Source organism: Ascidiimonas meishanensis (genome assembly GCF_037782385.1).
Taxonomy (GTDB): domain Bacteria; phylum Bacteroidota; class Bacteroidia; order Flavobacteriales; family Flavobacteriaceae; genus Ascidiimonas; species Ascidiimonas meishanensis.
Genome location: NZ_JBBEXD010000001.1, coordinates 55,935 through 79,730, shown reverse-complemented (window position 1 = coordinate 79,730; position 23,796 = coordinate 55,935). Strand labels below are relative to the sequence as shown.

Annotated in this window: 19 protein-coding genes and 1 other RNA gene; 12 read left to right on the top strand and 8 right to left on the bottom strand. The window is 33.4% G+C overall.

The genetic code is table 11. The features are described 5' to 3' along the window. Nucleotides 1-25 precede the first annotated feature (25 nt). Nucleotides 26-124, bottom strand: an RNA gene (gene ffs, locus WBG07_RS00375) — signal recognition particle sRNA small type. Nucleotides 125-301: 177 nt separating this feature from the next. On the opposite strand from ffs, the gene WBG07_RS00370 reads away from it, so the two are divergent. From WBG07_RS00370 to WBG07_RS00360, 3 genes are all read left to right on the top strand, one after another. Then, nucleotides 302-1,258 carry a glutaminyl-peptide cyclotransferase gene (locus tag WBG07_RS00370; protein WP_340198483.1) on the top strand — a complete coding sequence of 319 codons (957 nt, stop codon included), beginning with the start codon at nt 302-304 and terminating at the stop codon, nt 1,256-1,258. Beyond that, entirely contained in the window at nt 1,258-1,665 is a 408-nt protein-coding gene (locus WBG07_RS00365; RefSeq protein ID WP_340198482.1) for an acyl-CoA thioesterase, read from the top strand. The genes WBG07_RS00370 and WBG07_RS00365 overlap by 1 nt, the downstream gene beginning before the upstream one ends. Nucleotides 1,666-1,783: 118 nt before the next feature. After that, nucleotides 1,784-3,337 (top strand): hypothetical protein, encoded by a 1,554-nt coding sequence (locus tag WBG07_RS00360; protein ID WP_340198481.1) that lies wholly within the window; start codon nt 1,784-1,786, stop codon nt 3,335-3,337. A gap of 58 nt (nt 3,338-3,395) precedes the next feature. On the opposite strand, the gene glyA is transcribed toward WBG07_RS00360, so the two are convergent. Further along, the gene (gene glyA, locus WBG07_RS00355; protein ID WP_340198480.1) at nt 3,396-4,673 is read right to left on the bottom strand and encodes a serine hydroxymethyltransferase; all 1,278 of its coding nucleotides are present in this window, start codon (nt 4,671-4,673) and stop codon (nt 3,396-3,398) included. Nucleotides 4,674-4,879: 206 nt separating this feature from the next. On the opposite strand from glyA, the gene fahA reads away from it, so the two are divergent. Both fahA and WBG07_RS00345 read left to right on the top strand, forming a co-directional pair. Continuing rightward, complete coding sequence (gene fahA / locus WBG07_RS00350; RefSeq protein WP_340198479.1) at nt 4,880-6,169, top strand: fumarylacetoacetase; 1,290 nt, start codon at nt 4,880-4,882, stop codon at nt 6,167-6,169. A 169-nt stretch (nt 6,170-6,338) separates the two neighbouring features. Then, a complete protein-coding gene (locus WBG07_RS00345; protein WP_340198478.1) occupies nt 6,339-7,532 on the top strand; it encodes a hypothetical protein in 1,194 nt (397 codons plus the stop codon). On the opposite strand, the gene ytxJ is transcribed toward WBG07_RS00345, so the two are convergent. After that, entirely contained in the window at nt 7,522-7,920 is a 399-nt protein-coding gene (gene ytxJ, locus WBG07_RS00340; protein ID WP_340198477.1) for a bacillithiol system redox-active protein YtxJ, read from the bottom strand. The genes WBG07_RS00345 and ytxJ overlap by 11 nt on opposite strands. Nucleotides 7,921-8,116: 196 nt before the next feature. Here ytxJ and clpB point away from each other — a divergent pair, with 196 nt between their 5' ends. The 3 genes from clpB (at nt 8,117) to WBG07_RS00325 (ending at nt 11,965) form a co-directional block, all read left to right on the top strand. Further along, entirely contained in the window at nt 8,117-10,723 is a 2,607-nt protein-coding gene (clpB, locus tag WBG07_RS00335; protein ID WP_340198476.1) for an ATP-dependent chaperone ClpB, read from the top strand. Nucleotides 10,724-10,894: 171 nt separating this feature from the next. Continuing rightward, nucleotides 10,895-11,491, top strand: coding sequence for a TetR/AcrR family transcriptional regulator (locus WBG07_RS00330; RefSeq protein WP_340198475.1), 597 nt, complete (start codon nt 10,895-10,897; stop codon nt 11,489-11,491). A 33-nt stretch (nt 11,492-11,524) separates the two neighbouring features. Beyond that, a complete protein-coding gene (locus WBG07_RS00325) occupies nt 11,525-11,965 on the top strand; it encodes an acyl-CoA thioesterase (protein WP_340198474.1) in 441 nt (146 codons plus the stop codon). A gap of 342 nt (nt 11,966-12,307) precedes the next feature. Here WBG07_RS00325 and WBG07_RS00320 read toward each other — a convergent pair whose 3' ends face one another. The 3 genes from WBG07_RS00320 to WBG07_RS00310 form a co-directional block, all read right to left on the bottom strand. Further along, nucleotides 12,308-13,630 (bottom strand): PorP/SprF family type IX secretion system membrane protein, encoded by a 1,323-nt coding sequence (locus WBG07_RS00320; RefSeq protein ID WP_340198473.1) that lies wholly within the window; start codon nt 13,628-13,630, stop codon nt 12,308-12,310. Between the two features lie 75 nt (nt 13,631-13,705). After that, nucleotides 13,706-15,448 (bottom strand): PorP/SprF family type IX secretion system membrane protein, encoded by a 1,743-nt coding sequence (locus WBG07_RS00315; RefSeq protein ID WP_340198472.1) that lies wholly within the window; start codon nt 15,446-15,448, stop codon nt 13,706-13,708. A 21-nt stretch (nt 15,449-15,469) separates the two neighbouring features. Continuing rightward, nucleotides 15,470-17,644, bottom strand: a complete 2,175-nt coding sequence (locus tag WBG07_RS00310; protein WP_340198471.1) for a T9SS type B sorting domain-containing protein — start codon at nt 17,642-17,644, stop codon at nt 15,470-15,472. A 259-nt stretch (nt 17,645-17,903) separates the two neighbouring features. On the opposite strand from WBG07_RS00310, the gene deoC reads away from it, so the two are divergent. Continuing rightward, complete coding sequence (gene deoC, locus WBG07_RS00305; protein ID WP_340198470.1) at nt 17,904-18,551, top strand: deoxyribose-phosphate aldolase; 648 nt, start codon at nt 17,904-17,906, stop codon at nt 18,549-18,551. 92 nt (nt 18,552-18,643) lie between these two features. Beyond that, a complete protein-coding gene (locus WBG07_RS00300) occupies nt 18,644-19,153 on the top strand; it encodes a SixA phosphatase family protein (protein ID WP_340198469.1) in 510 nt (169 codons plus the stop codon). Here WBG07_RS00300 and WBG07_RS00295 read toward each other — a convergent pair. Continuing rightward, nucleotides 19,150-19,914, bottom strand: coding sequence for a DUF6503 family protein (locus WBG07_RS00295; RefSeq protein WP_340198468.1), 765 nt, complete (start codon nt 19,912-19,914; stop codon nt 19,150-19,152). The two genes, WBG07_RS00300 and WBG07_RS00295, sit on opposite strands and share 4 nt — an antisense overlap. A gap of 115 nt (nt 19,915-20,029) precedes the next feature. Here WBG07_RS00295 and smpB point away from each other — a divergent pair, with 115 nt between their 5' ends. Then, nucleotides 20,030-20,491 (top strand): SsrA-binding protein SmpB, encoded by a 462-nt coding sequence (gene smpB / locus WBG07_RS00290; RefSeq protein ID WP_340198467.1) that lies wholly within the window; start codon nt 20,030-20,032, stop codon nt 20,489-20,491. An 89-nt stretch (nt 20,492-20,580) separates the two neighbouring features. Beyond that, nucleotides 20,581-23,046, top strand: coding sequence for a DUF5686 and carboxypeptidase regulatory-like domain-containing protein (locus tag WBG07_RS00285; RefSeq protein ID WP_340198466.1), 2,466 nt, complete (start codon nt 20,581-20,583; stop codon nt 23,044-23,046). Here the strand turns inward: WBG07_RS00285 and WBG07_RS00280 are convergent. Continuing rightward, nucleotides 23,043-23,684 carry a protein-L-isoaspartate(D-aspartate) O-methyltransferase gene (locus WBG07_RS00280; protein ID WP_340198465.1) on the bottom strand — a complete coding sequence of 214 codons (642 nt, stop codon included), beginning with the start codon at nt 23,682-23,684 and terminating at the stop codon, nt 23,043-23,045. The two genes, WBG07_RS00285 and WBG07_RS00280, sit on opposite strands and share 4 nt — an antisense overlap. Between the last annotated feature and the right edge of the window lie 112 nt (nt 23,685-23,796).

Here is a 23,796-nt window from a genome sequence, read left to right as displayed (position 1 = left end):
GTAAAACGAAAGATAATTACATAAAAAAAGGCAAGCTACCTGCATCGCACCGCTACAACCACATACCCTTGCTGCGTTCCCACCCTGGGGGATTCTGTAGGAGCTAGTCGTGCAGGACTTGCCGACTGCAAAGATAATACCTTTTAAAGTTTTGTCAAGTATTTTTTAATCTAATTTTTGTTAGCTAACTTGCCGGAAAATAAAATGTAAAATGCGGTTTATTAACTTCTTCACGTTTAATATTTTAGTTATTTTTTTGATTTCTTGCAACGGATCAAAATCAGATACTTCGCCCAATTTTATGCTAAAATTTCCTGCTAAAAAAACACAGTTTCATCAAAATGATACGCTTGTATTTTCTATTGAGAACCGAAAAGGGGTAGCTCCAGATTCCATTAGCTATACATTAAAAGAAAACCCAATACAATTAAAAGAGCAAAAGTTACCGCTTACAAATGTTCCACTAGGGATTCACTCATTTACAGCAGCCGTATTTCACGATGGCAAAAAAGAAGTTCTAACTTCTAAATTCACAGTGCTTTCTATGGTGAAACCTAAAGTGTATACTATTAAAATAATACAAGAATATCCGCACGATCAAGGTGCTTATACACAAGGATTGGAATTCTACAAAGACACTCTCTACGAAGGCACAGGGCGTTATAACGAATCTAGACTAAGAAAACTCAATTTAGAAACTGGAGAAGTTTTAAAAGAAATTAGCCTACAACAAAATCAATTTGGAGAGGGAATTACTATATTGAATGATAAGATTTACCAATTGACCTGGCAGAATAAAATAGGTTTTGTTTATGACATAAACACTTTTGAAAAAATAAAATCATTCTCATATAAAAAAAGTAAAGAAGGCTGGGGACTTACAAATGATGGAGAGAAGTTATTTAAAAGCGATGGAACAGAAAAAATATGGATACTTGATTCAGAAACGCTAGAAGAGCAAGATTATATACAGGTTACTTCCAATTCAAAAATTTATAATAAGGTAAATGAACTAGAATATGTAGATGGGAAAATCTATGCAAATAGTTATCAAAATGATGGAATTATGATCATTGATGCTAGTAGTGGAGCCCTGCTGGGAGTGGTAGATGGAAGAGGACTAAAGAAAAAAGTTGCTTCGCATAGTCAACTAGATGTTTTAAATGGAATTGCCTATAACCCTTCACGTAAAACTTTTTTCTTGACAGGTAAATATTGGAATAAAATGTTTGAAGTAGTTTTTGAGGAAAAAAATTAATGGAAAATCCATCTCCTATCGTTTTTGAAAAAGTAATAGAAGTTCAAGAAAGTGACCTTGATCAAATGAACCATGTAAATAACGTGAGGTATGTTCAGTGGATTCAGGATATTGCGAAATCTCATTGGGATGAGGCTACAGATGATTTTCAAAAGAAAACGTTTTTATGGGTAGTTTTAAGTCATCACATATACTATAAAGCACCTGCCTTTCTTGGGGATAAAATTCATATAAGAACCTATATCAAAAAATCTTCGGGGGTAACTTCAATTAGAGTTGTAGAGATGCATAATAGCATCACAAAACAATTATTAGTAAAGGCAGAAACAACTTGGTGTTTATTATTGAGTGACACTTTAAAACCTCATAGGGTTCCACAAGAATTAATATCTCTTTTTATACGGTAAGAAATATTTTGCAACCTATTTTTTTATATTAAATTCTTTATTCCCTTAAAAAAGATTGATTTCTATTCTGATGGTTTATAGTGAAATGTATTATTTTTACCAAAATCGTTTCAAATACATGAAAAGGATACTTCTTTCTTTAGTTTTGTTGGTTGTTCTTATACTTTGGAGTTCTTGCCGGAAAGATTTCGAAACCATTCCCAGTAATGGAAGACTTGAATTTTCAAGAGATACCATCTACCTAGATACGGTTTTTACTAATATAGGCTCTGCTACTTACACCTTTAAAGTCTATAACAGAAGTGATGATGATATTCGTATTCCAGTGGTAAGCTTAGGACAAGGTCAAAATTCAAGATATCGTCTTAACGTAGATGGCGTAGCTGGAAAAACATTTGAGAATGTTGAAATTCTTGCCAAGGATAGTATTTTCGTATTTGTTGAAACTACCGTTGCTATTGATGAACTTACAGCGAGCGGCACAGAATTTTTGTATACAGATGCCATTGCATTTGATACTGGTGAAAACGAGCAGGAAGTTGCCTTAGTTACTTTAGTTAAAGATGCGGTTTTTTTATTTCCACAACGATTTGATGATGGTACTGAGGAATCCTTATTGTTAGGTATTGATGATCTGGGAAATGAAATTAGAATAAGTGGATTTTTCCTAGAAGATGATGAGCTTGTATTCACCAATGAAAAACCCTATGTTATTTATGGGTATGCAGGTGTAGGCAATGGCAAGACCCTTACTGTTGAAGCAGGTGCAAGAGTCCATTTTCATAAAAATTCAGGACTTTTAGTGGGGAATAATGGTACATTGTTGGTAAACGGTAGTCTAAGTACGAACCAGGAACTACTTGAAAACGAAGTTATTTTTGAAGGCGACAGGCTGGAACCTGAATTTTCCAATGTACCAGGACAATGGGGTACGGTATGGCTAACCGCAGGAAGTACCGGGCATGAAATTAATTATCTTACCCTTAGAAATGCAACTGTAGGTATTCTGATGGATAGAAACGATGGCATCTACCCTACCCTACAACTTAAAAACACACAAATTCACAATACGGCTAATGTAGGACTCTGGGGTAGAACAGCCTTTATAGACGCTGAAAACCTAGTTATTGGCAATGCAGGGCAGGCATCTTTATATTGTAATATAGGAGGCAGGTATCAATTTAGACATATCACCGTTGCCAATTACTGGCGTAATAGTTTTCGTGATTTCCCTGCTGTTCTAGTGGATAACTTTGTAGACCTAGGTGAAAATGGAATCTTTAGCAGAGATTTGATAGAAGCAACTTTTCAAAATAGTATTATTTATGGAAACAATAATCTTGAGTTTTTTGCGACGGGTGTTGAAGGGGTACAATTAAATTATAAATTAGAAAACACACTACTTCAATTTAACGATTTCAATCAACAATTTATTAATGATCCTCGTTTTGATTTCTCAAATACAAGTTTATATACGAATGTGATTTTGAATGAAAATCCCAATTTTCTGGACACGCAGAATAGTTTGTTTACTATTGGAGAAGCATCCGCAGCAAATAGTCTAGGAGCAACAGCAACAGCAAATCTGGTCCCGTTAGACCTTTTAGGGGTTAGCCGAGTAGCAGACCCTGATTCTGGCGCCTATCAAAGCAGCTCTTTTGAAGATAATTAACATAAAAATCCGGCATTACGCCGGATTTTTTAGTACTCCATGAATTTTATGTGAATCATTAACCTTCTACAAATAAAGGTTGATGACTTATTACCTTCTTTACTTCTTTAGATATAGCCTCTAATTTAGCTTCATTTTCAGCATTAACAAGTGCCTCATCTATTAAATTTGTGATGGTAATCATGTCTTTTTCTATGAGTCCTCTTGTAGTTACTGCTGCAGTTCCAATACGAATTCCGCTAGTAACAAAAGGAGATTTGTCATCAAATGGGACCATATTTTTATTTACTGTAATATGTGCCTTTCCTAAGGCAGCCTCTGCTTGTTTACCAGTAATATTTTTATTACGCAGGTCAATGAGCATCATGTGGTTGTCTGTACCACCACTGATAATGTTATAATCTTTCTCCACAAAAGCACTTGCCATTGCTTTTGCATTCTTTTGCACCTGAATTCCATAGTGAAGAAAATCATCAGTAAGCGCCTCTCCAAAAGCTATCGCTTTTGCTGCAATAATATGTTCTAAAGGACCTCCTTGATTACCAGGAAACACACCACTATCTAATAATCCAGACATCATTCTAGGCATTCCATTTTTCAAAGTAAGACCAAAAGGATTGGCAAAATCTTGTCCCATCATAATCATTCCACCACGAGGACCTCTTAATGTCTTATGTGTTGTAGTGGTAACTACATGGCAATGAGGTAAAGGGTCATTTAACAAGCCTTTTGCTATCAATCCTGAAGGATGTGAGATGTCTGCAAGAAGTAACGCGCCAACATGATCTGCGATCTCTCTAAAACGTTTAAAATCAATGTCTCTTGAATAAGCAGAAGCGCCAGCAATAATCATCTGTGGTTTTTCTCGTTCGGCTATCTCTGCAATAGTATCGTAATTAAGTACTCCTGTTTCTTCTTCAACCCCATAAAATACAGGATTGTATAATCTTCCTGAAAAATTTACAGAACTACCGTGCGTTAAATGCCCTCCATGAGAAAGATCAAACCCCAAAATCTTATCTCCTGGTTTTAAACAGGCATGATAGACAGCAGTATTTGCCTGAGAACCACTATGTGGCTGTACATTAACCCATTGTGCTCCAAAAAGTGTTTTTGCTCTTTCTATTGCTATATTTTCAACTTCATCCACTATTTCGCATCCTCCATAGTAGCGTTTCCCAGGATAACCTTCGGCATATTTATTAGTTAATACAGAACCAGCCGCTTCCATTACCTGGTCGCTTACAAAATTCTCCGAAGCAATCAATTCAATCCCGTAAAGTTGTCTCTCTTTCTCGGCTTGAATAAGTTCAAAAATCTGTTCGTCACGTTTCATTTTATAGTTTTAAAAAAGTAGTAAAGTTTTGCAAAACAAATCGTTGCGAATTTATGAAAAAACTAAGTATTGATTTCTTTCTTTCAAGAATAATACTAACATTTTTTTATTATTTTGTGTCGGCGCACTATCTTTAAAATTTAAGACATTCTGTAAGGGTCATATTCATTTTATTTCATAATATTGTTTACCATAAATTTTAAATCATGCCAAATACTACAAATAATCCTGCTAGAAAATCTTGGATCCCCGTTGCTAAAGATTCTGATTTTCCAATACAAAACATTCCCTTTGGTGTTTTTCTTACCAGAGACGATGTAATTACTATTGGCACAAGAATTGGAGACCATGCGATAGATTTGGGAGCACTCCATCAACTAGGGTACTTTAAGGGCATTCCGCTAACGGATGATATCTTTCTTCAAGACTCTTTAAATGATTTTATTTCTGATGGAAAGAAAACATGGCGCCTTGTTAGAAATCGTATTGGAGATATTTTTGATGAGGCAAATGCTACCCTTAGAGATAATGAAAATCACCGAAGTACTGTACTATTTACGATGGATGAAATTGAGATGCAACTTCCGGTTCAAATAGGTGATTATACAGATTTTTATTCAAGCAAAGAGCATGCAACCAATGTTGGTTCTATGTTTAGAGATCCAGAGAATGCCCTGCTTCCAAACTGGCTTCATATTCCTGTTGGATATCATGGCAGGAGCTCTTCTATTGTTCCTTCTGGTATACATATTAGAAGACCTTACGGCCAGACCATGCCATCCGGCGCAACTAGTCCTGTATTTGGAGCTTCCAAATTAGTAGACTTTGAATTGGAAATGGGGTTTATCACAACAGATGCAAATCATTTAGGAGAACCCATTCCTGTTGAAGAAGCAAGTGATTATATTTTTGGAATGGTTTTATTAAACGATTGGAGTGCACGAGATATTCAAAAATGGGAATATGTCCCACTTGGTCCATTTTTGGCCAAAAACTTTGCTTCCTCTATATCACCATGGATAGTAACCATGGACGCCTTAGAGCCATTTAGAACCAAAGGCCCTGAACAAAATCCAGAACCTCTACCCTATCTTAAAATCGAAGGAAATCAGAGCTATGATATTGCTTTAGAAGTCTCTATTACTCCTAAAGATGGTGAATCACAAGTTGTTACACGTTCTAATTTTAAGTATATGTATTGGAATATGTCTCAACAACTAGCACATCATACTGTAAATGGTTGTAATGTGCTTAGTGGAGATATGATGGGAAGTGGCACCATATCTGGCCCTACACCAGACTCATATGGGTCTATGTTAGAACTTACTTGGCGAGGAGAAAAACCCATTAAAATGAAAGATGGAACAGAGCGTAAATTTATTAATGACTACGATACAGTCACCATGCGTGGTTTTTGTATAAATGAGGATGTAAGAATTGGTTTTGGTAAAGTAACCACTAAACTATTACCGGCTTTTGTTCCTAAAGAAAAATAATAATATTACATTATAAAAGCTGCAAAAGTTGATATTTCATTTGTATATCAACTTTTTTTTATACCACAAAACTAGTAGGTTATACATCATTAATTTGCAGTTTAATGATTCTTTTAATTACTTTGGCATCACATTTGAATAGTATATTCCCCAAACTAAAATGTTACTTATGAAAAATGGTTTTTTTGCATTATGCATCAGTTCAGTCTTTTTATTTTCTTGTAGTTCCGTAAAGAAATCTCAGGAAGCGCTTAATTCAGGTGATTATAACACCAGTATTAATATTTCAGTAGATAAGCTTAGAAATAACAAAACAAGAAAGAGTAATCAGCCATACATCTATCAATTAGAAGAAGCCTTTGCCAAAATCACACAGAGAGATCTGGAAAGAATTTCCTTTCTCAAAAGTGATGGTAATCCAGCAAACTTAGAGCAAATTTATAAGTTGTATATAGGATTGAGAAATCGGCAAGAATTAATCAAACCCTTACTCCCTTTAAGATTTGAATCGGAAAATAAAAATGCGAGGTTTGATATGAAAGATTATTCATCTAGAATAATCGCCACTAAAGAGAAATTATCTAAATACTTGTATGCAAATGCCAGCCAATTATTAAAAACAGGGCGCACTAAACTGGATTTTAGAGCTGTATATAATGATTTGGCCTATCTTGAAAAAATAAATCCTGGATACCAAGATGTTGCAGCTAAAATGGAAGAGGCGCACTTTAGAGGTATGGATTTTGTAAAAGTATCTTTGTTTAATGATACACAAATGGTAATTCCAGAACGTTTAGAATCTTCCTTGTTAAATTTTGACACTTATGAGGTTAATAATCTATGGACTGTTTACCACAGTAATCCACAAAAAAATGTCAAGTATGATTATGAAATGGAATTGTTATTCAGAGACATTAACATCTCCCCAGAACAAGTAAAGGAGAGACAAATTAGTAGAGAAAAACAAATAAAAGACGGTTGGGAATATTTATATGATAATCAAGGTGAGCTGGTAAAAGACAGTCTTGGTAATAAAATAAAAGTAGACAGCTTCAAAACTGTAAGGTGTGATTTTTATGAGTTTACTCAATTCAAATCAGTTCAAGTAGCTGGAGAAGTTTTTTTCAAAGATGTAAAAACAGGACAGTTAATGAATACCTATCCATTAGCAAGTGAATTTATATTTGAACATCAATACGCAGATTTTGACGGTGATAAAAGAGCATTTGATAAAGGTTGGTTAAATCTTATAAATCTCAGTCAAGTTGCTTTCCCGAGCAATGAGCAAATGATTTATGATGCCGGAGAGGATTTAAAACAGCGCATTAAAGGTATTATTAGAAGAAATAATTTTACACAATAAACTCCTTTAGTCTAATTGAAGATATGCTGCTATGAGAACTGTGGTGAATCATTTCGCCCTTTTTAATTAGTAATAGTTGAGGACTTTCATGCCACACGTTAAATCGTGTGGCTATTTCGTTTGAAATTTTTCTAAATTGAATCAAATCTAAAAAGTAAAGCTTTATTTTATCGTCTTCTATATCAAACTCTCTTTCAAAACCATTTAATACCATTCTACTAATACCACATCTCGTACTGTGCTTAAAAATCACTACAGGAGTCTCCTTGCTTAGCTCTACGATATCGTTTAACTGATTAATATTTTCTAAAGCAATCCATGGAACATTGGTAGAAGCATCTTTTTTATCACTGCTGTTACTCCCTAAAAGTTTATCAAATAATCCCATATTGTTTTTGTTTATTAAGCAATAGTTATACTAAAACAGGATTCAAAAGTAACTATCCATCATCAGTAATCAAAAAAAGTCTGCATTTCAAGTAGTATAAATGTCAAAATGTCTTTAAATTAGTTGGTTTTAACGACATAATGTCTAGAAAATTGAAATGGAACAAGAATTGTTTGAAAAGAAATAAACAAAAGATATGAATCTAAATAATTTCACTATAAAAACTCAGGAGGCTGTACAAAGAGCTCAAGAAATCGCAAAGCGATATGATCATCAACAGATTGAAAATGAGCATATTTTCAAAGCTATTCTTGAAATAGATAAAAATGTTCTTCCCTTTCTTTTAAAAAAGCTCCAAGTAAATATCACGTTACTTAAGCAAATTTTAGAAAGCACTTTACAAAGTTTTCCAAAAGTTACGGGGGGAGAGATTATGTTTTCTCGTGAAGCAGGCACTACCATGAGTGAAGCATCTATTATTGCCAGAAAAATGAAAGACGAGTTCATTTCCATTGAACATATTGTTTTAGCCATTTTTAAGTCAAATAGTAAAATTGCTCAAATATTAAAAGATCAAGGGGTTTCAGAAAAGGCATTTAAATCGGCTATTGAGGAGCTTAGAAAAGGAGAGCGAGTCACTTCCGCCAGTGCAGAAGACACCTATAACTCATTATCAAAATATTCAAGAAATTTAAATCAACTTGCCAATGAAGGGAAACTAGATCCCGTAATAGGTAGAGATGAAGAAATACGAAGAATTCTTCAAATTCTATCAAGAAGAACCAAAAATAACCCTATGCTCGTGGGAGAACCAGGGGTTGGAAAGACCGCAATAGCAGAAGGACTTGCCCATAGAATTGTTCAAGGCGATGTTCCAGATAACCTTAGAGATAAAGAGGTTCACTCTTTAGATATGGGTGCTTTGATTGCAGGGGCTAAATACAAAGGTGAGTTTGAAGAACGCTTGAAGTCTGTAATAAAAGAAGTAACCTCTAGTGATGGAAATATTGTACTATTTATAGATGAAATCCATACATTGGTTGGTGCAGGTGGTGGTGAAGGTGCTATGGACGCTGCCAACATACTTAAACCAGCTCTTGCTAGAGGGGAATTAAGAGCTATTGGAGCTACTACCCTAGATGAATATCAAAAGTATTTTGAAAAAGACAAAGCGTTAGAACGTCGCTTCCAAAAAGTATTGGTAGCTGAGCCTGATATTGAAAGTGCTATTTCTATACTTAGAGGTATCAAAGAAAAGTATGAAACACATCATAAAGTAAGAATCAAAGATGAAGCTATTATTGGTGCGGTAGAATTATCTCAAAGGTATATTACCAATAGATTTCTCCCTGATAAGGCTATTGACCTCATGGATGAATCGGCTTCAAAATTACGAATGGAGATCAATACCAAACCGGAAGAATTGGATGTATTAGATCGTAAAATAATGCAATTGGAGATTGAAATTGAAGCTATAAAGCGGGAAGATGATACAGAAAAGTTAAAGTCTTTGAATATAGATTTGGCTAATTTGAAAGAACAACGAAATGAAATATTTGCCAAATGGAAAAGTGAAAAAGAAATAGTTGATACCATTCAGAATACAAAAGAAGCCATTGAAAATTTCAAAGTTGAAGCAGAAAGAGCAGAAAGAAACGGAAATTATGGAAAAGTAGCTGAAATACGTTATGGCAAAATCAAGGAAGCGCAGGAAAAACTAGATTCTTTAGAAATAGAATTACAAGAACAACAAACTGACGGAGCCTCTTTAATAAAAGAAGAAGTTACTTATGAAGATATTGCAGAAGTAGTTGCTAAATGGACTGGGATTCCAGTTGCGAAAATGTTACAGAGTGAAAGAGAAAAACTCCTTAAGCTAGAGGATGAACTTCATCAACGAGTTGTTGGTCAAGATGAAGCTATTGAAGCAGTTTCTGATGCTATAAGAAGAAGTAGAGCTGGATTGCAAGATGAGAAAAGACCCATTGGTTCCTTCTTATTTTTGGGTACCACAGGAGTAGGTAAAACAGAGTTAGCAAAAACCCTTGCTTCCTATCTTTTTGATGATGAAAATGCAATGACTAGAATAGATATGAGTGAATATCAAGAGCGTCATGCAGTGAGTAGATTAGTAGGAGCTCCTCCTGGATATGTAGGGTATGACGAAGGAGGGCAATTAACAGAAGCAGTAAGGAGAAAACCTTATTCTGTGGTGTTGCTAGACGAAATTGAAAAGGCACATCCAGATACTTTTAATATTTTATTACAGGTTTTAGATGAAGGAAGATTAACTGATAATAAAGGACGTATTGCTGATTTTAAAAACACCATTATTATTATGACCAGTAATATGGGGAGTGCTATCATTCAAGAAAAATTTGAAACCCTGAAAGATTTGAATTCAGCTACAGAAGCTGCCAAAGTGGAAGTACTGAGCTTGCTAAAGAATACCGTAAAACCAGAATTTCTAAATAGAATTGATGATATCATTATGTTTACTCCATTAAGTGAAACCGATATCATAGAAATTGTAAGATTACAAATGAAGAATATCACCAAAATGGTCGCCAAACAAAATATAACTTTAGATGCAACCGAAGATGCTATTCAATATTTAGCGGTAAAAGGCTTTGACCCCCATTACGGTGCAAGACCTGTTAAAAGAGTAATTCAGAAGGAGGTGCTAAATATGCTATCTAAAGATATTCTAAGTGGCAAAGTTAATACAGACAGTATTATTCTTCTGGATGCATTTGACAATAAACTAGTCTTTAGAAATCAAATTAATTTAGTGAATTCTTAAGTAATTTCAGAAACAAGGTAAAACTATAAAAGCCCTGTGTTGTCAGGGCTTTTATTTTTTTGGTTAAATAATTTATAGTTCATAGCCATTATTTGCTATGCTTATTTGAAAGTAATTATAAATACCGATAAGTATGATATTTTTGTTATATTTGAGAATCAATTACTTATAATGAGTACAAAAGCAGAAAGAACTAGTACCTATATTATAGAAACGGTTGCTCCCATTTTCAATAGAAAGGGATATGCTGCTACAAGTTTAAGTGATCTTACCGAAGCTACTGGTTTGACCAAAGGTGCTATTTATGGTAATTTTAAAAATAAAGAAGAGCTTGCAATTCTGGCTTTTAATTATAATATTGAAAAGCTACTAACTAAAATAACAAACAGATTAGAAGCGACTTCCTCTCCTCTACAAAAACTTTTTGTTCTTACTAATTTTTATAGGTTTTATGCAGATTATACAAAGGATTTTGGGGGATGCCCTGTTTTGAATGTGGGTGTGGATACTAAAAATCAAAATGTGCATCTTCAGGAAAGGGTGCAATTGGTTGTTGTGAAGCTTCAAAAAATCATAGAAGATATTATTACAGAAGGTAAAGTAAAGGCCGAGATAAAACCTTATATAAATTCAGAAAGATATAGCAGACAATTATTTACCATGATTGAAGGCGCTGTATTTTCAGCTACAATAATGGAAAATACAAGTTACCTAAAAGAGATGATGGATGTAATAGACAAATTAATAATTACGCAACTTAAAATATAGTTTTTCTTTTAAAAATATACCTTTCAGTATTATATGAATTATTTTAAAACTTCTTTCACCATTAAATGGTCTGATGTAGACCCTTACATGCATCTCCGTAACTCAGTATACCTAGACTTTGGAGATCAAACACGTATCGCATACTTCAGAGAACATGGCTATCCATTTCATAAATTCATTACTTCTGGATACGGTCCTGTAATTTTAAGATCATCTTGTGAATACATGAGGGAGGTTCTTTTGGATGAAACCATTACTTTGGATTGCCAATGTTTCTTTCTTTCTAGAGATTTTTCACGTTGGGGCATTCAACATAATGTTCGTAAACAAGATCAAACTTTAGCATGTATTTTAAGGGTAGAAGGGGGCTTTTTAGATCTTTCAAAGCGAAAACTGATTCAACCAGAAGAAAGAATACAAGAAATTATACGTAATATCCCTACCACTAAAGACTTCAAAGTAGAAATACTATAAAAATTCCAATGCTAAATTAATTATAAAGCTTCAATAAGCATATACGTATGAGGTTTCTGTAATGGTTTGTAACTAAGAATGGTACCTTACTATGGATCATTTTGTTCTAAAAGTGGTATTTAATGATTCTCAATTCATTGTTTTTTTAGCATATGAATTAAAAATAGATAAGTAGAACTTTTAACATTAAAGAGCCAAAAGCTATAGAATCATTTTATAGACATCTTTTGTGAATTCTGAGATACTTCCTAAGGTTCAACCCATAGGTTTTAAGCATTTAATGTGGGCTTAAGCTATCCAGTAAACAATTGAGAAGAACTTTTATCCTTATTGCCTGTATCTTTATTTCTGTATGTTAAAAATCCAGGAAGATCCTTTGTATTTGCCATTATAGTTACTTATTCTGGCAGCAGATGCAGCTTTAAAAGTATCATACTTTTCCAAATACACATAATAGTAATTGTTTGCTTCATTAACAAAGTATTTAGGGGTAAGCCCTTGCTTCTTGAGTTTTGCCATAAATGATTCAAAATATTTTTGTGTGCTATACACATTTACAATTAAGTAAAAACCAGGGGCTACGCCCTCTATTTTTTCAACAGTAGAATAATGATCATCAATTTTGGTTATAGTAGACGATAATGAATCTGATTTCTTATTATTTTCACTTAAAGCATCTTCAGTTACGGTTACTTCTTTTTGAATAATTACTTTCTTCTTAGGCTTCTTTTTCTTTACCGGACCAGCAAATCCTTTATTGTTTTCCTTCGGATCACCAAAATTCCAAGCTAGAAATACTTCAAATGTAGTACCTAGGTTTTCGTCAGATTCCGCATTAGGTAATTCTATTATACCGCCTATTCTTAGCTTATTAATTTTTGCGCCAAGACCTATAGCAGGACCATAAAAATTATTATATCCTGCCTGCATCCAACCATGAGAAATATCTAGCAAAATACTACCTCCGTATTGTGTTTCAAAATTGGGTATATTTTTTATATAAGCTAATGTTTTTAGACTTCCTCCCTCAAACAACGTACTTGAAGAATCAAAATCAAACTGATACCCGGCGTGCCCTGTGAAAATTTTATCATCAGAGACAGCTTCTGAATTAGTAAGGTTATAATCAACGAGGTTTTCTGAAACCACTCCTAATGTGAGATTGCCAGATGTAAACACAATACCTGGCATGGCTGCAAGAGTAAAATTTTCTCTTTGTTCTTTAGGTAAAGCTTCGTATTCTTCTCTGGTAAAGAAAAACTTCTGAAGTTTGCGTATAGAACCTATAATATTGAGTCCTATAGTAATCTGGGATTCTCTACCCACATCAAATGAATATGCATAATTACCAATAAAACCACCAGTTTCATAAATACCTGTATCATGCAAAAAACCACCCAGACCAGCAGCAGAATAATCATTAATTCTTTGAGAATAATTTATAAAATAGGTTTCTGGTGAGAATTCTAAATCTGTCCATTGGCTTCTTCCCCAAAACAAGGCCGTAGGGTTTTCATTGCGGGCATATGAAAATGCAGGATTTAAGATGTTAGAGTTGAAGTTACCTAGATTGTGTTGCCTTAAATCTCTAGGGGTATTACTTTCCTGTCCTAGCAAACTTAGACTTCCAAAAAATATAAAGAGACTCAAAATATTTCTTATCATGAAGCGAAGTAAAGAAAAAACAATGAGTTGTAAAAGTACTACTACAAATTACACAAAAATTAAATCTCTAAATACTTAGTTTGCTCGCACCCATAAAATCCATGTTTCTCCCGTGTACGAGCCATTGTAAGAAGAACGTCTGTCTTGTTCTGCTTCTGAAAGTTTATCATATTTCTTCAGATAAACATAATAGTAATTGTTATCTGGGTTATAAAACGACTTAGGATCTAGGCTTTGAGCACTTAGAAGCCTCATAAACAAATCAAAATACTTCTTTTGCGCAAACACATTTACAACCAAATAAAAACCATATTCAACTCCTTCAATTCTCTCAACTACTTTGTATCGAGTATTTTCTACTTGTTCCTTGAATAAAGCGTTTAAAACATTCCTATCTGTATTTTTATCAATTGCATAAGATTCCAATTGTTTGATTTCCATTTGTTGAATATTGTCAAAGTTGAGCGTGTCTTTGTTTTTTTCACTTAGTACATCAGTAACCACATTCTCAACACTTTTATTAGCGTTATCTGGAATGTTATCATTATTTACATCATCCTGCAAACTAGTCTTTAAAACACCTGTTGGCGTAGATTCTTTTTTATTCCCTAAAACAACAACTTCTTCTTCTTCATTAGAAACAACAACTCTGCGTCTACTTCTTTTAGGGGGCACTTTTAAACTTTCCTTTGCTAGGTTCTCCTCAGAAATTATTGCTGGTTTTGAAGTCTCAACCTTATCTGTTTCTTTATTGGAAACTTGGGCGGTTACTTCTTTGATTTCTTCATTCTTGGAAACTTCCTTATTTTGAATTATTTCAAGGCTCTGATTTTCTTCCTCAGAGGTAACTTTTCTTCGTCTAACTGGTTTAGGACCTTCCTTGAACACCAATTGTTCATCTGTACCTTTTACATTTCCAAATTCTATGGCAGCAGTTATCTCATAGGTAGCACCAAATGCCTGATTGGTATTTCTAGTTCCGGTTTCTATTAAGAACCCTACGGCAATCCCTTTTGACACCTTAGCACCTAAACCACCAGAAATGCCATAAAAATTATTGTAACCGGCTTGAATCCACCCATATTCTGGAACGTCCATTAATGCGCCTAGACCATATTGTAAATCCTGATTAGGAATTGTTTTTGCATAAATAGTTGTTCGTAGTATTGAATTTTTCCAGCTGCTTGAATTTTGCCCTACTTTAAAATCATAACTACTATATCCTAAAAAAATTTTATCTCCAAAATCAGTCTGCTGTCCAGAACTAGAAAGATTATAATCAAATAAGTTTTCTGATGTAATTCCTATATTAAATCTATCCAGTGTAAGATTAATTCCTGGCATTAAAGCCAAAATAAAGTCATCTTTTCCTTCCAGTATTGATGGGTCTGGTTGTGGTGTGATAAAATTAGCCTCGTTTAATCCTCTTTTAAATGCTATAATATTAATACCAAAAGTAAGCCATGACTCTCGTGCAAGTTGAATTCCTCTTGCATAATTCGCCATTAAACCTGAATCTGTAAAAAGTCCAATATTATGTTGAAATAATGCCAAGCCTGCGCCTGATTTTTCTCCAGCCTTTCCACTATAGTTAATAAAATAGGTTCGTGGTGAATCTTCTACATTCACCCATTGAATGCGTCCCCATAGACTCAGATTCATTTGTTCATTACGCACAAATGATAATGCTGGATTAAAAACATTATCATTATACTTTGCTAAGTTATGCTGGCGCCAATCAACAGGCAAAACGGACTGTTGCGCTTGCAAGAGTCCGTAGAGTAATACGAATATGAAAAAAGATATTTTTTTTATCATCTAAAAAGCACGTAGATTATTTTATCTATTAACAACTGTAATTGATCCTTTTTTTAGTGATTCACCATTTTTATGAATATTGTAATAATAAATAGAAGCTTCATATTTAACAGATGCTGTATTCATTGGCCAATTATTTTGGTATGCTTTAGTTTTGAGAACGGGTTTTCCGTATGTGTCACATATCATTACTTCAATATCGGGGTCATTTACAAACTTAGCAGGAAGTACCCATTTATCATTAATATTATCTTGGTTTGGTGTAATGATATTGGGAACCTCTGTAACATCTGAAATTGCTACGGTAACTTCTTTGCGGATTTCACAACCATCTTTTTGAGCAACTAAATAAAAAGTGCCTTCTTCCATAGCGATAAAGGAGTTTGAAGTTGAAACCACCATTCCCTTACTATCAATCCATTGATAAGAATCAGCTCCTTTTGCGAACACATTTTCTGAACCTCCCGTTTGAATATATACTTGTTGAGATGGAAAAATTTCTACTACATCTTCTCCAAATGGTTTTAATTCAAAATAATCAGAGAAAACAGCACATCCTTTGTAGATAGTTTCTACAGAGTAGCTTCCTGCTTCCGTTGCGGTAAAAGTAGACTCGTTAGAGGTGCGAATTAATTTCTCACCTAAATACCAATTGTAAACTGCGCCGTTATAATTTGTGATAGAAAAATTTGCTGCGCCATTATTGGAACAAATAAAATCAGTATCTGAAATGATGTCGTTTTCTGGAATACCTAATTGTACACTTAGGGTATTTGTTGTGAATTGAATATCTCCGTAGGAAGCCTCAAGTTTATAGTCCCCATTTTCATTATAAGAGTTCAAAGAAAGTATAGACTGTGAATGATTAATTGCCGTTCCGTTCTTTTTCCAATTCAAATTGAATTCAGTATATAGGTTTTCAGAAACTCGTACCTCAAGTCCATTTTCAGCAATAGCAATAATACTTTGCAATTCTAGTGAAGTTTTAGTATTAAAACAGGTTTCATAATTATTAGCATGTGCAATAGCTGCCGTAAAGCTTACTGGCTGCATTACAGTAAAAACTGGGGATTCAATAATACCGGTACAAGAACCAGCAGCAGTAACCCTAGCAAAATATGCACCAGGCTGTGACACATTAAGTTCAAAAGTACCACCATTATTCAATAATTGTTCATCTTTATACCAAGTAATCCTTGGATTGGTGCTAGAAGTAGCTATCTTCAAAACTGTTGATTGTCCGTCCAACAAAATATTTTCTAAAGGACTTACAGCAGAAATCGTTTCAGAAGTAGTCTTAGGTTGCAACCTAACTTCTTGTGATATCGCCTCACATCCCCCAACATTAATAAGTTTTAAAGTATAATCACCATAAGAACCCTGATTAACATCTACAGCTAATTCTGGTGCATAATTTGGAAGATTTTCAATTCTATTTCCATCTAGGAACCATTGATATTCTAATGAGGAATCAGTTATTGAAGCTTTAAATATATGTGTAGTTCCTTCGCAAGACTCCACAACATCACTCCCTACTATGGCTGCACTTAACTCATCTCCAAAACTAACATTAATAATATTTGAATAAATACTGCCAGTACAATCTCCATAATAAGGCTCTGCATAGTAATCTCCAGAAGAACTTACATTTATACTAGAGCCACCTTCTTTGTAAAAATTACCATTTCTATACCATATATAAGAAGCTGCTACCTCCTGATTTAGACTTATGGTAGCCGTGTTACCCCCGCAGATGGCTACATCTGTATAATTATTTAATACGAGTGTTGCTTCCGGCACATAAAATGCATGAAAAGCTTGGGACGCTGGACCTACCATTTCTGGTGAAGTAGCTCTTACTCTTAACATATAACCTTCCCCCGAAATATCTAATGGCAAAGCAAAAGTGGTTTCAAAGGCAAATGAGTAATTTTGATCATTAATCGTTTTAAGAACAGATGGATTATTGAAGTCTCCATTGGCATCCGATAATTCAAGAATAAATGAATTATCTGAATTAAAAATACGCTCTTCAAAACTAACAATAGTATTAAAGCTATTAAAATTATCTTTTACGCAAGCATAGGTAAAAGAGAGATCAGGAGCATTGAGTCGCTGAGCAGCGACAAACGAAATGTTACATAAGGTTAAACAGTATATTAAATAGCATACTGTTCGGAGTAGGCTTTGTTTCATAATTTTTATTCTTGGGGTTAAAATAAAAACGGTTTTTATAAGGGTTTTTAGGGCAACAATAAATGAAGAAAGTAATCTTATATCATACGCTTTTTTTTAGTTGTATCTTCATGGTCTAAATTATATAAAAAAAGGTTCTAAACAAACTTTTTGAACATAAAATTCTTTAAAAAAATAGTGAAATAGTGTATTTCAACGTAAAAATCCGTTATTTCATCGATGTTTCGACACTTTAGAGAAATTTCAAAAAATATTCAAAATGAAGGTTAATTCTTACATAGATCATACTTTTTTAAAGCCTTTTGCCACCGAAAAAGACGTTTTACAACTGTGTAAAGAGGCTAAAAAGCACGAATTCTTCTCCATATGCATAAATAGTTGTTATGTTTTGTTTGCAAAAGAACAGCTTTCTGAATCAGAAATAGCAGTTTGTTCTGTAGTAGGTTTTCCGTTAGGAGCTATGCAGAGTAAAGCAAAAATATATGAAACCGAACTCGCAATAAAACACGGTGCAGCAGAAATAGATACGGTACTCAATGTGGGTTATTTAAAAGATGGAAAATATCAAGACCTTAAAAAGGAGCTTATTCAAATGAAACAACTGCTAGGATCAAATGTTTTAAAGGTAATCATAGAAAATTGTTATTTAACAGATGAAGAGAAGAGAATTGCCTGTGATTTATGTGTGGAGGCAGGTGCTGATTTCGTAAAAACTTCTACAGGCTTTGGAAGTGGAGGTGCCACATTAGCAGACATTAGATTGATGAAGAAAGCATTACAAGGGCAGGCAAAAATAAAAGCCTCAGGAGGCATTAGAGATTTTAACACGGCACAGCTTTTAATTAAAAATGGGGCAGACAGACTTGGAACTTCTAATAGTGTTGAAATTGTAACTTTTTCTGGATAATATAAAAGATTCTAAATTTAGTTTTCTTAACATTTTACATTTTCAAGAATCCTTTATCTTTGATAATTAACATAAAAACGGATTTTAACATCATGAAAAAACTCCTTTTGCTTTTTTCCGCACTGATAACTACCATTCCAAGTATTGCACAGGATGGTAAAGAAGATAATACAACAACCTATTATCTCATAAGACATGCTGAGAAAGATCGCTCAGATCAAGACAACAAAAATCCAAATTTGAAGCAAGAAGGATTGGCAAGAGCACTTGAATGGGCAGAAACATTTAAAGATGTATCATTTGATGTGATTTATTCGACGGATTATAATCGTACCCGTCAAACTGCAGCACCTACCTCCCTTCGACAAAATAAAGTGATACTTTTATACGATCCGTTTGAATTAGATATTGAAGAATTTAAAAAACAAACAAAAGGTAAGGTTGTATTAATCGTTGGGCATAGTAATACAACGCCTGATTTTGCAAATAAATTAATTGGGAAAGATACTTATGAAGCTATGGATGATTCTGATAATGCAGGTTTATATATAGTTACCATTGTGCGTGATATTGCATCAAGCATCAGGTTGTCTGTTAATTAACATTGGTTACAGGGTTGTACATAAATATTTTCGAGTTCTATCTCAGATAAAAGTATTAACTCTCCGTTTTTAAAAGCTTCCTCTAGATCGTATAAAGTAGTTTTGGGATTAGAGGGTTTATAGTTTTTATAGTCCACAAATCTAATACCATCTATAGTTCTTTGGTTAAATGCTTCTCTAAACCTTAAGCCTCCTCCGTTTACATGAAATTTGTACGCTAGGTAGTCTACTTTAAATGTTTTTTTGTGAATCCAATATAAAAAGACATCATCAAAATCATCTCCTCCGTTCTCCTCATTAAAAGTCACCTTTAATAAATAATAGGGAGTTTCTTTAATAACGGTTTCTTCTAAAAACGTTTTTTTAGCAGCTTTGTCGTTCAATCCGTATGGCAGATACGCAAAATAATGTACAGAATTTACAGAATTTCCTAATTTGGATTCCAGTGTGTCTGGTAATTTTACAATTTCATCATTCAAAAATCTTGAAAAACCTGTATTTGAAAGCACATCTTTAATGATTTTAGTAGAATCTATAGTAATTCGTTCCAGTCTGTAACGCCAATCATTATGAACAGAAATGTATTCTCTCCCTCTAAAATCAAAACAAACTTCTTTACCATTGAGATTTTTAGAGCCAGATGCATCTATGGCCTTGTCTACAATTATCTGTGGATCTGTAATCACCCGTTCTTGCTGGTTTTTATTGCATGAAAAAATGAGTAATATGACCAATGCATAGCGAAGTGTTCTTAATTTCATAATCTTGGTTTTTCACGTGTAAAATTATACAAACTTTGATAAATATTTCTTAAAACCCTCTTAATAAGGATTTGTTGATTGTGCATAATACAAATGTTAGTACTTTTGTGGACTTATGGTACAGAAAAATATCAATATTACAAATAAAAAAGCCAGATTTGAATATGAAATTCTGGATAAATACATAGCGGGAATAGTTTTAACTGGTACCGAAATCAAATCCATAAGAATGAGTAAGGCCTCTATTGCTGAAAGCTTTTGTGAGTTTAATGAGCAAGGTGAACTTTTTGCTATTAATATGTATATTCAAGAGTATTCTCATGGTAATTTACACAATCATAAACCTCGAAGTGAAAGAAAATTACTTTTACAGAAAAGAGAGCTTAAGAAGCTTCATAAAGAAGTTACTAATTCTGGTAATACTATTGTTCCTTTAAGATTATTTATTAATGATAGAGGATTTGCAAAACTAGAAATTGCATTAGCAAAAGGGAAAAAACTTTATGACAAGCGTGAAGTGATTAAAGACCGGGATAATAAACGAAATTTAGACCGGATAAAAAAAGCCTATAAATAATTACCTCTTCAACATAGAGTCTTTCCTCTAAATTTCTTTTTTGTTCTTAAAAATTAATAAGACGTATCCATTAAAATAATTAAGTAGAGATGACAAAAAGCTTTAGATTCTTATTCTTGTTGCTATTTTTTTGCTGTTTTTTAGTTAATGGGCAGGTAAAAGGAATTGTAACCAATGATCAAGGAGTTGCCTTACCTTTTGTAAACATATATATTTTAGATACCTATATAGGCACTACGTCTAACGAAAATGGTCTTTACGAACTTCAGGTAGAAAAAGAGAACGACTATATGATTGTTTTTCAATATTTAGGATATAAAACTGTTCGAAAAAAGATAAAAGTGGATCAATTTCCTCTTGAACTTAATGTGAAAATGGTTCCTGAAAATATGCTCCTTAATGAAGTTACAATTAATGCTAAAGACAATCCTGCAAATGATATTATAAAAAAGGTTATTTCATTTCGAAAAAAAAATCTTCAAAAAACAGATACCTATACGAGTGATTTTTATTCAAGAGGTATATATAGACTTAAGGATGCACCAGAAAGAATTTTAGGTCAAAATTTAGGAGATTTTGGAGGAGGCTTAGATTCTACCCGAAGTGGTGTTATTTATCTTTCTGAAACGAAATCTAAAATTTTTAGAAAAGCACCTTCTTTATTTAAGGAAAAAATAATGGCCTCTAAGGTAAGCGGTAATGATAATGCCTTTAGCTTTAATAATGCTTCAGATGTTAATTTTAGCTTTTATCAAAATACTATTGAATTTAATACATCTTTAATCTCTCCTATTTCAGATTACGCATTTAATTATTATACCTACAGATTGGAAAGTACATTTTATGATGATCTCAACAATCTCATTTATAAGATCAAAGCAACGCCAAAAAGGCCTAAAGACCGCGTTGGAGAAGGATTTTTATACATAGTTAAAGATCAATGGGCGTTGTATGCGGTAGAATTCGCTTTAACAGGAGAACAGTTACAGTTACCTGCCGTTGAAAAGATAGTTCTAAAACTAAATTATTCATATTCTGAAAAAGACACCTTATGGGCTCTTATTTCTCAAACTTTTGATGTAGCGTTTGGTATTTTTGGAATTAAGGGAAATGGTAGGTTTACTGCGGTATACAATAATTATAATTTCAATCCTGATTTTGACACTACGTTTTTTACCAATGAGATAGTTTCGTTTGAAAAAAGCGCCAATAAAAAAGAGGATGATTTTTGGAGTAAAGTGCGCCCCGTACCTTTAACTAATGAAGAGGCAACTGATTACTCGGTGAAAGACAGTATTAAAACTATTCGGAAATCAAAAAAATACCTAGACTCCTTAGATCAGAAAAACAACAGATTTAAAGCTACCAACTTCTTTTTTGGCTACACCTATAAAAACTCTTATAAAGATTGGCAACTTACATTTAATGCTCCGCTATTTGCAACGCAATACAATTCTATTCAAGGATGGAATTCAACAGCTGGAATTACTTATTTTAAAAACAATGAAGAGAAAGGAAGCTGGTTGAGAATTAATACAGACCTTAACTATGGTTTTTCAGATAAAAGATTAAGAGCAAGCGGGCGTATATCCTATAAGCTAAATAATTTCACAAAACCTTTACTAATAATAGAAGGCGGGAGTAAATTACAGCAGTTTAATCCATCAAATCCTATCTCCCCTAGTATTAATACCATTGCTAGTATTGCTTTCAATAATAACTTTCTGAAAGCTTATGAGAAAACTTATATTACTTTTTCTTATTCAGAAGAATTTTTCAATGGTTTAAGGTTTTTTACCAATCTGAGCTATGAAGATAGAAAACCATTATTCAATTCAGAATTCAACGATGATTTTACATCTAATAATCCTTTACTCCCTGAAAGTTTTTTTATTCCTGCTTTTGAGGCGCATACTATCGTGAAAGCCTCCATAACGGCGAGAATTCGTTTTGGACAAAAGTATCTTAGCTATCCAAATGCTAAATACAATTTAATTAATGATGATTATCCTTCCCTATATCTTGCTTATGAAGCAGGTTTGGCATCAAATAATACTATAAATAATTTTTCTCAACTGAGAGCTCGTATTACTCAAAATTTTAATATTGCGAATAAGGGTAGATTCGTATATAATCTAAAAGCAGGTACTTTTTTTAGTGCAAATAATATCAGTTTTCCTGATTTTCAACATTTCAATGGTAACCAAACCAGAATTGGTACTGAAAGTGATTATACCAATCGTTTTAATCTATTACCCTATTATGCTCTAAGCACAAACAGCTCTTATCTAGAAGCACATGCAGAGCACAATTTTCAAGGGTATATTCTAGGAAAGATCCCAGGTTTACGTCAACTTAATTTCAATTTAGTTTTAGGAGCTCATACTCTTGGCACTAAAAATAATAAACCGTATTCAGAGTATTCTATTGGAATGGATAATATTGGTTGGGGCAAATTTAGATGGTTCCGTATGGATTATGTGCGTTCTTATCAAAACGGATTTCAAGGTGATGGAGTTATTTTTGGTTTGAAAGTTATAGATATTTTCAACTAATTTTTGTCATTTAGTAGCGGAACAAATCTAAAATTCCCAAATTCAGTTTTTTGAAATTCTTTTTCTGAAGTTCTAACATACAAAGTCATTACCTGCTCTTTGATTCCAACAGGAATCACTAGTCTCCCCCCTATTTTTAGTTGTGCCAATAAAGGTTTTGGCACCAAAGGTGCTCCTGCTGTCACTATGATGCCATCATAAGGAGCGGCTTCCTTATACCCCTTATATCCATCTCCAAAAATTATTTTCTTTGGTCTGTAGCCTAATTTAGGTAAAAAAGCACTTGTTTTCTTGTACAATTCACCTTGCCTTTCTATAGAATATACCTTGGCTCCCATTTCTATAAGTACAGCAGTTTGATATCCGCTTCCAGTGCCAACCTCTAAAATGGCAGTATTTTTATTTACTTCTAAAAGTTGGGTTTGATAGGCTACTGTATATGGTTGTGAAATGGTTTGCCCTGCTCCAATAGGAAATGCTTTATCTTGATAGGCATGGTCTTCAAAGCTACTATCCATAAATAAATGTCTAGGTATTCTATTGATAGCTTTAAGAACATTTTCATCAGTAATGCCTTTGTCTAATAAAATCGAAACTAGCTTATTACGTAAGCCTTTGTGCTTAAAAGAGTCTTTCAATTCGAGTAAAGTTTGGTAATCCAAAAATACACATTATACTCAGTTACCCTAGAAGATTTGTTCAATAAATTACACAATATGGGCTACTGTTTTTATTAAACAATTTCTATGG

What these genes read in the sequence shown, in the direction of transcription:
- WBG07_RS00360 (WP_340198481.1), top strand. Translation starts at nt 1,784, where the DNA reads ATGAAAAGGATACTTCTTTCTTTAGTTTTGTTGGTTGTTCTTATACTT.
- WBG07_RS00300 (WP_340198469.1), top strand. Translation starts at nt 18,644, where the DNA reads ATGAAAAAACTCCTTTTGCTTTTTTCCGCACTGATAACTACCATTCCA.
- WBG07_RS00365 (WP_340198482.1), top strand. Translation starts at nt 1,258, where the DNA reads ATGGAAAATCCATCTCCTATCGTTTTTGAAAAAGTAATAGAAGTTCAA.
- WBG07_RS00370 (WP_340198483.1), top strand. Translation starts at nt 302, where the DNA reads ATGCTAAAATTTCCTGCTAAAAAAACACAGTTTCATCAAAATGATACG.
- deoC (WP_340198470.1), top strand. Translation starts at nt 17,904, where the DNA reads ATGAAGGTTAATTCTTACATAGATCATACTTTTTTAAAGCCTTTTGCC.
- WBG07_RS00315 (WP_340198472.1), bottom strand. Translation starts at nt 15,448, where the DNA reads ATGATAAAAAAAATATCTTTTTTCATATTCGTATTACTCTACGGACTC.
- smpB (WP_340198467.1), top strand. Translation starts at nt 20,030, where the DNA reads ATGGTACAGAAAAATATCAATATTACAAATAAAAAAGCCAGATTTGAA.
- WBG07_RS00345 (WP_340198478.1), top strand. Translation starts at nt 6,339, where the DNA reads ATGAAAAATGGTTTTTTTGCATTATGCATCAGTTCAGTCTTTTTATTT.
- WBG07_RS00295 (WP_340198468.1), bottom strand. Translation starts at nt 19,914, where the DNA reads ATGAAATTAAGAACACTTCGCTATGCATTGGTCATATTACTCATTTTT.
- ytxJ (WP_340198477.1), bottom strand. Translation starts at nt 7,920, where the DNA reads ATGGGATTATTTGATAAACTTTTAGGGAGTAACAGCAGTGATAAAAAA.
- WBG07_RS00320 (WP_340198473.1), bottom strand. Translation starts at nt 13,630, where the DNA reads ATGATAAGAAATATTTTGAGTCTCTTTATATTTTTTGGAAGTCTAAGT.
- WBG07_RS00310 (WP_340198471.1), bottom strand. Translation starts at nt 17,644, where the DNA reads ATGAAACAAAGCCTACTCCGAACAGTATGCTATTTAATATACTGTTTA.
- WBG07_RS00325 (WP_340198474.1), top strand. Translation starts at nt 11,525, where the DNA reads ATGAATTATTTTAAAACTTCTTTCACCATTAAATGGTCTGATGTAGAC.
- fahA (WP_340198479.1), top strand. Translation starts at nt 4,880, where the DNA reads ATGCCAAATACTACAAATAATCCTGCTAGAAAATCTTGGATCCCCGTT.
- WBG07_RS00285 (WP_340198466.1), top strand. Translation starts at nt 20,581, where the DNA reads ATGACAAAAAGCTTTAGATTCTTATTCTTGTTGCTATTTTTTTGCTGT.
- glyA (WP_340198480.1), bottom strand. Translation starts at nt 4,673, where the DNA reads ATGAAACGTGACGAACAGATTTTTGAACTTATTCAAGCCGAGAAAGAG.
- clpB (WP_340198476.1), top strand. Translation starts at nt 8,117, where the DNA reads ATGAATCTAAATAATTTCACTATAAAAACTCAGGAGGCTGTACAAAGA.
- WBG07_RS00330 (WP_340198475.1), top strand. Translation starts at nt 10,895, where the DNA reads ATGAGTACAAAAGCAGAAAGAACTAGTACCTATATTATAGAAACGGTT.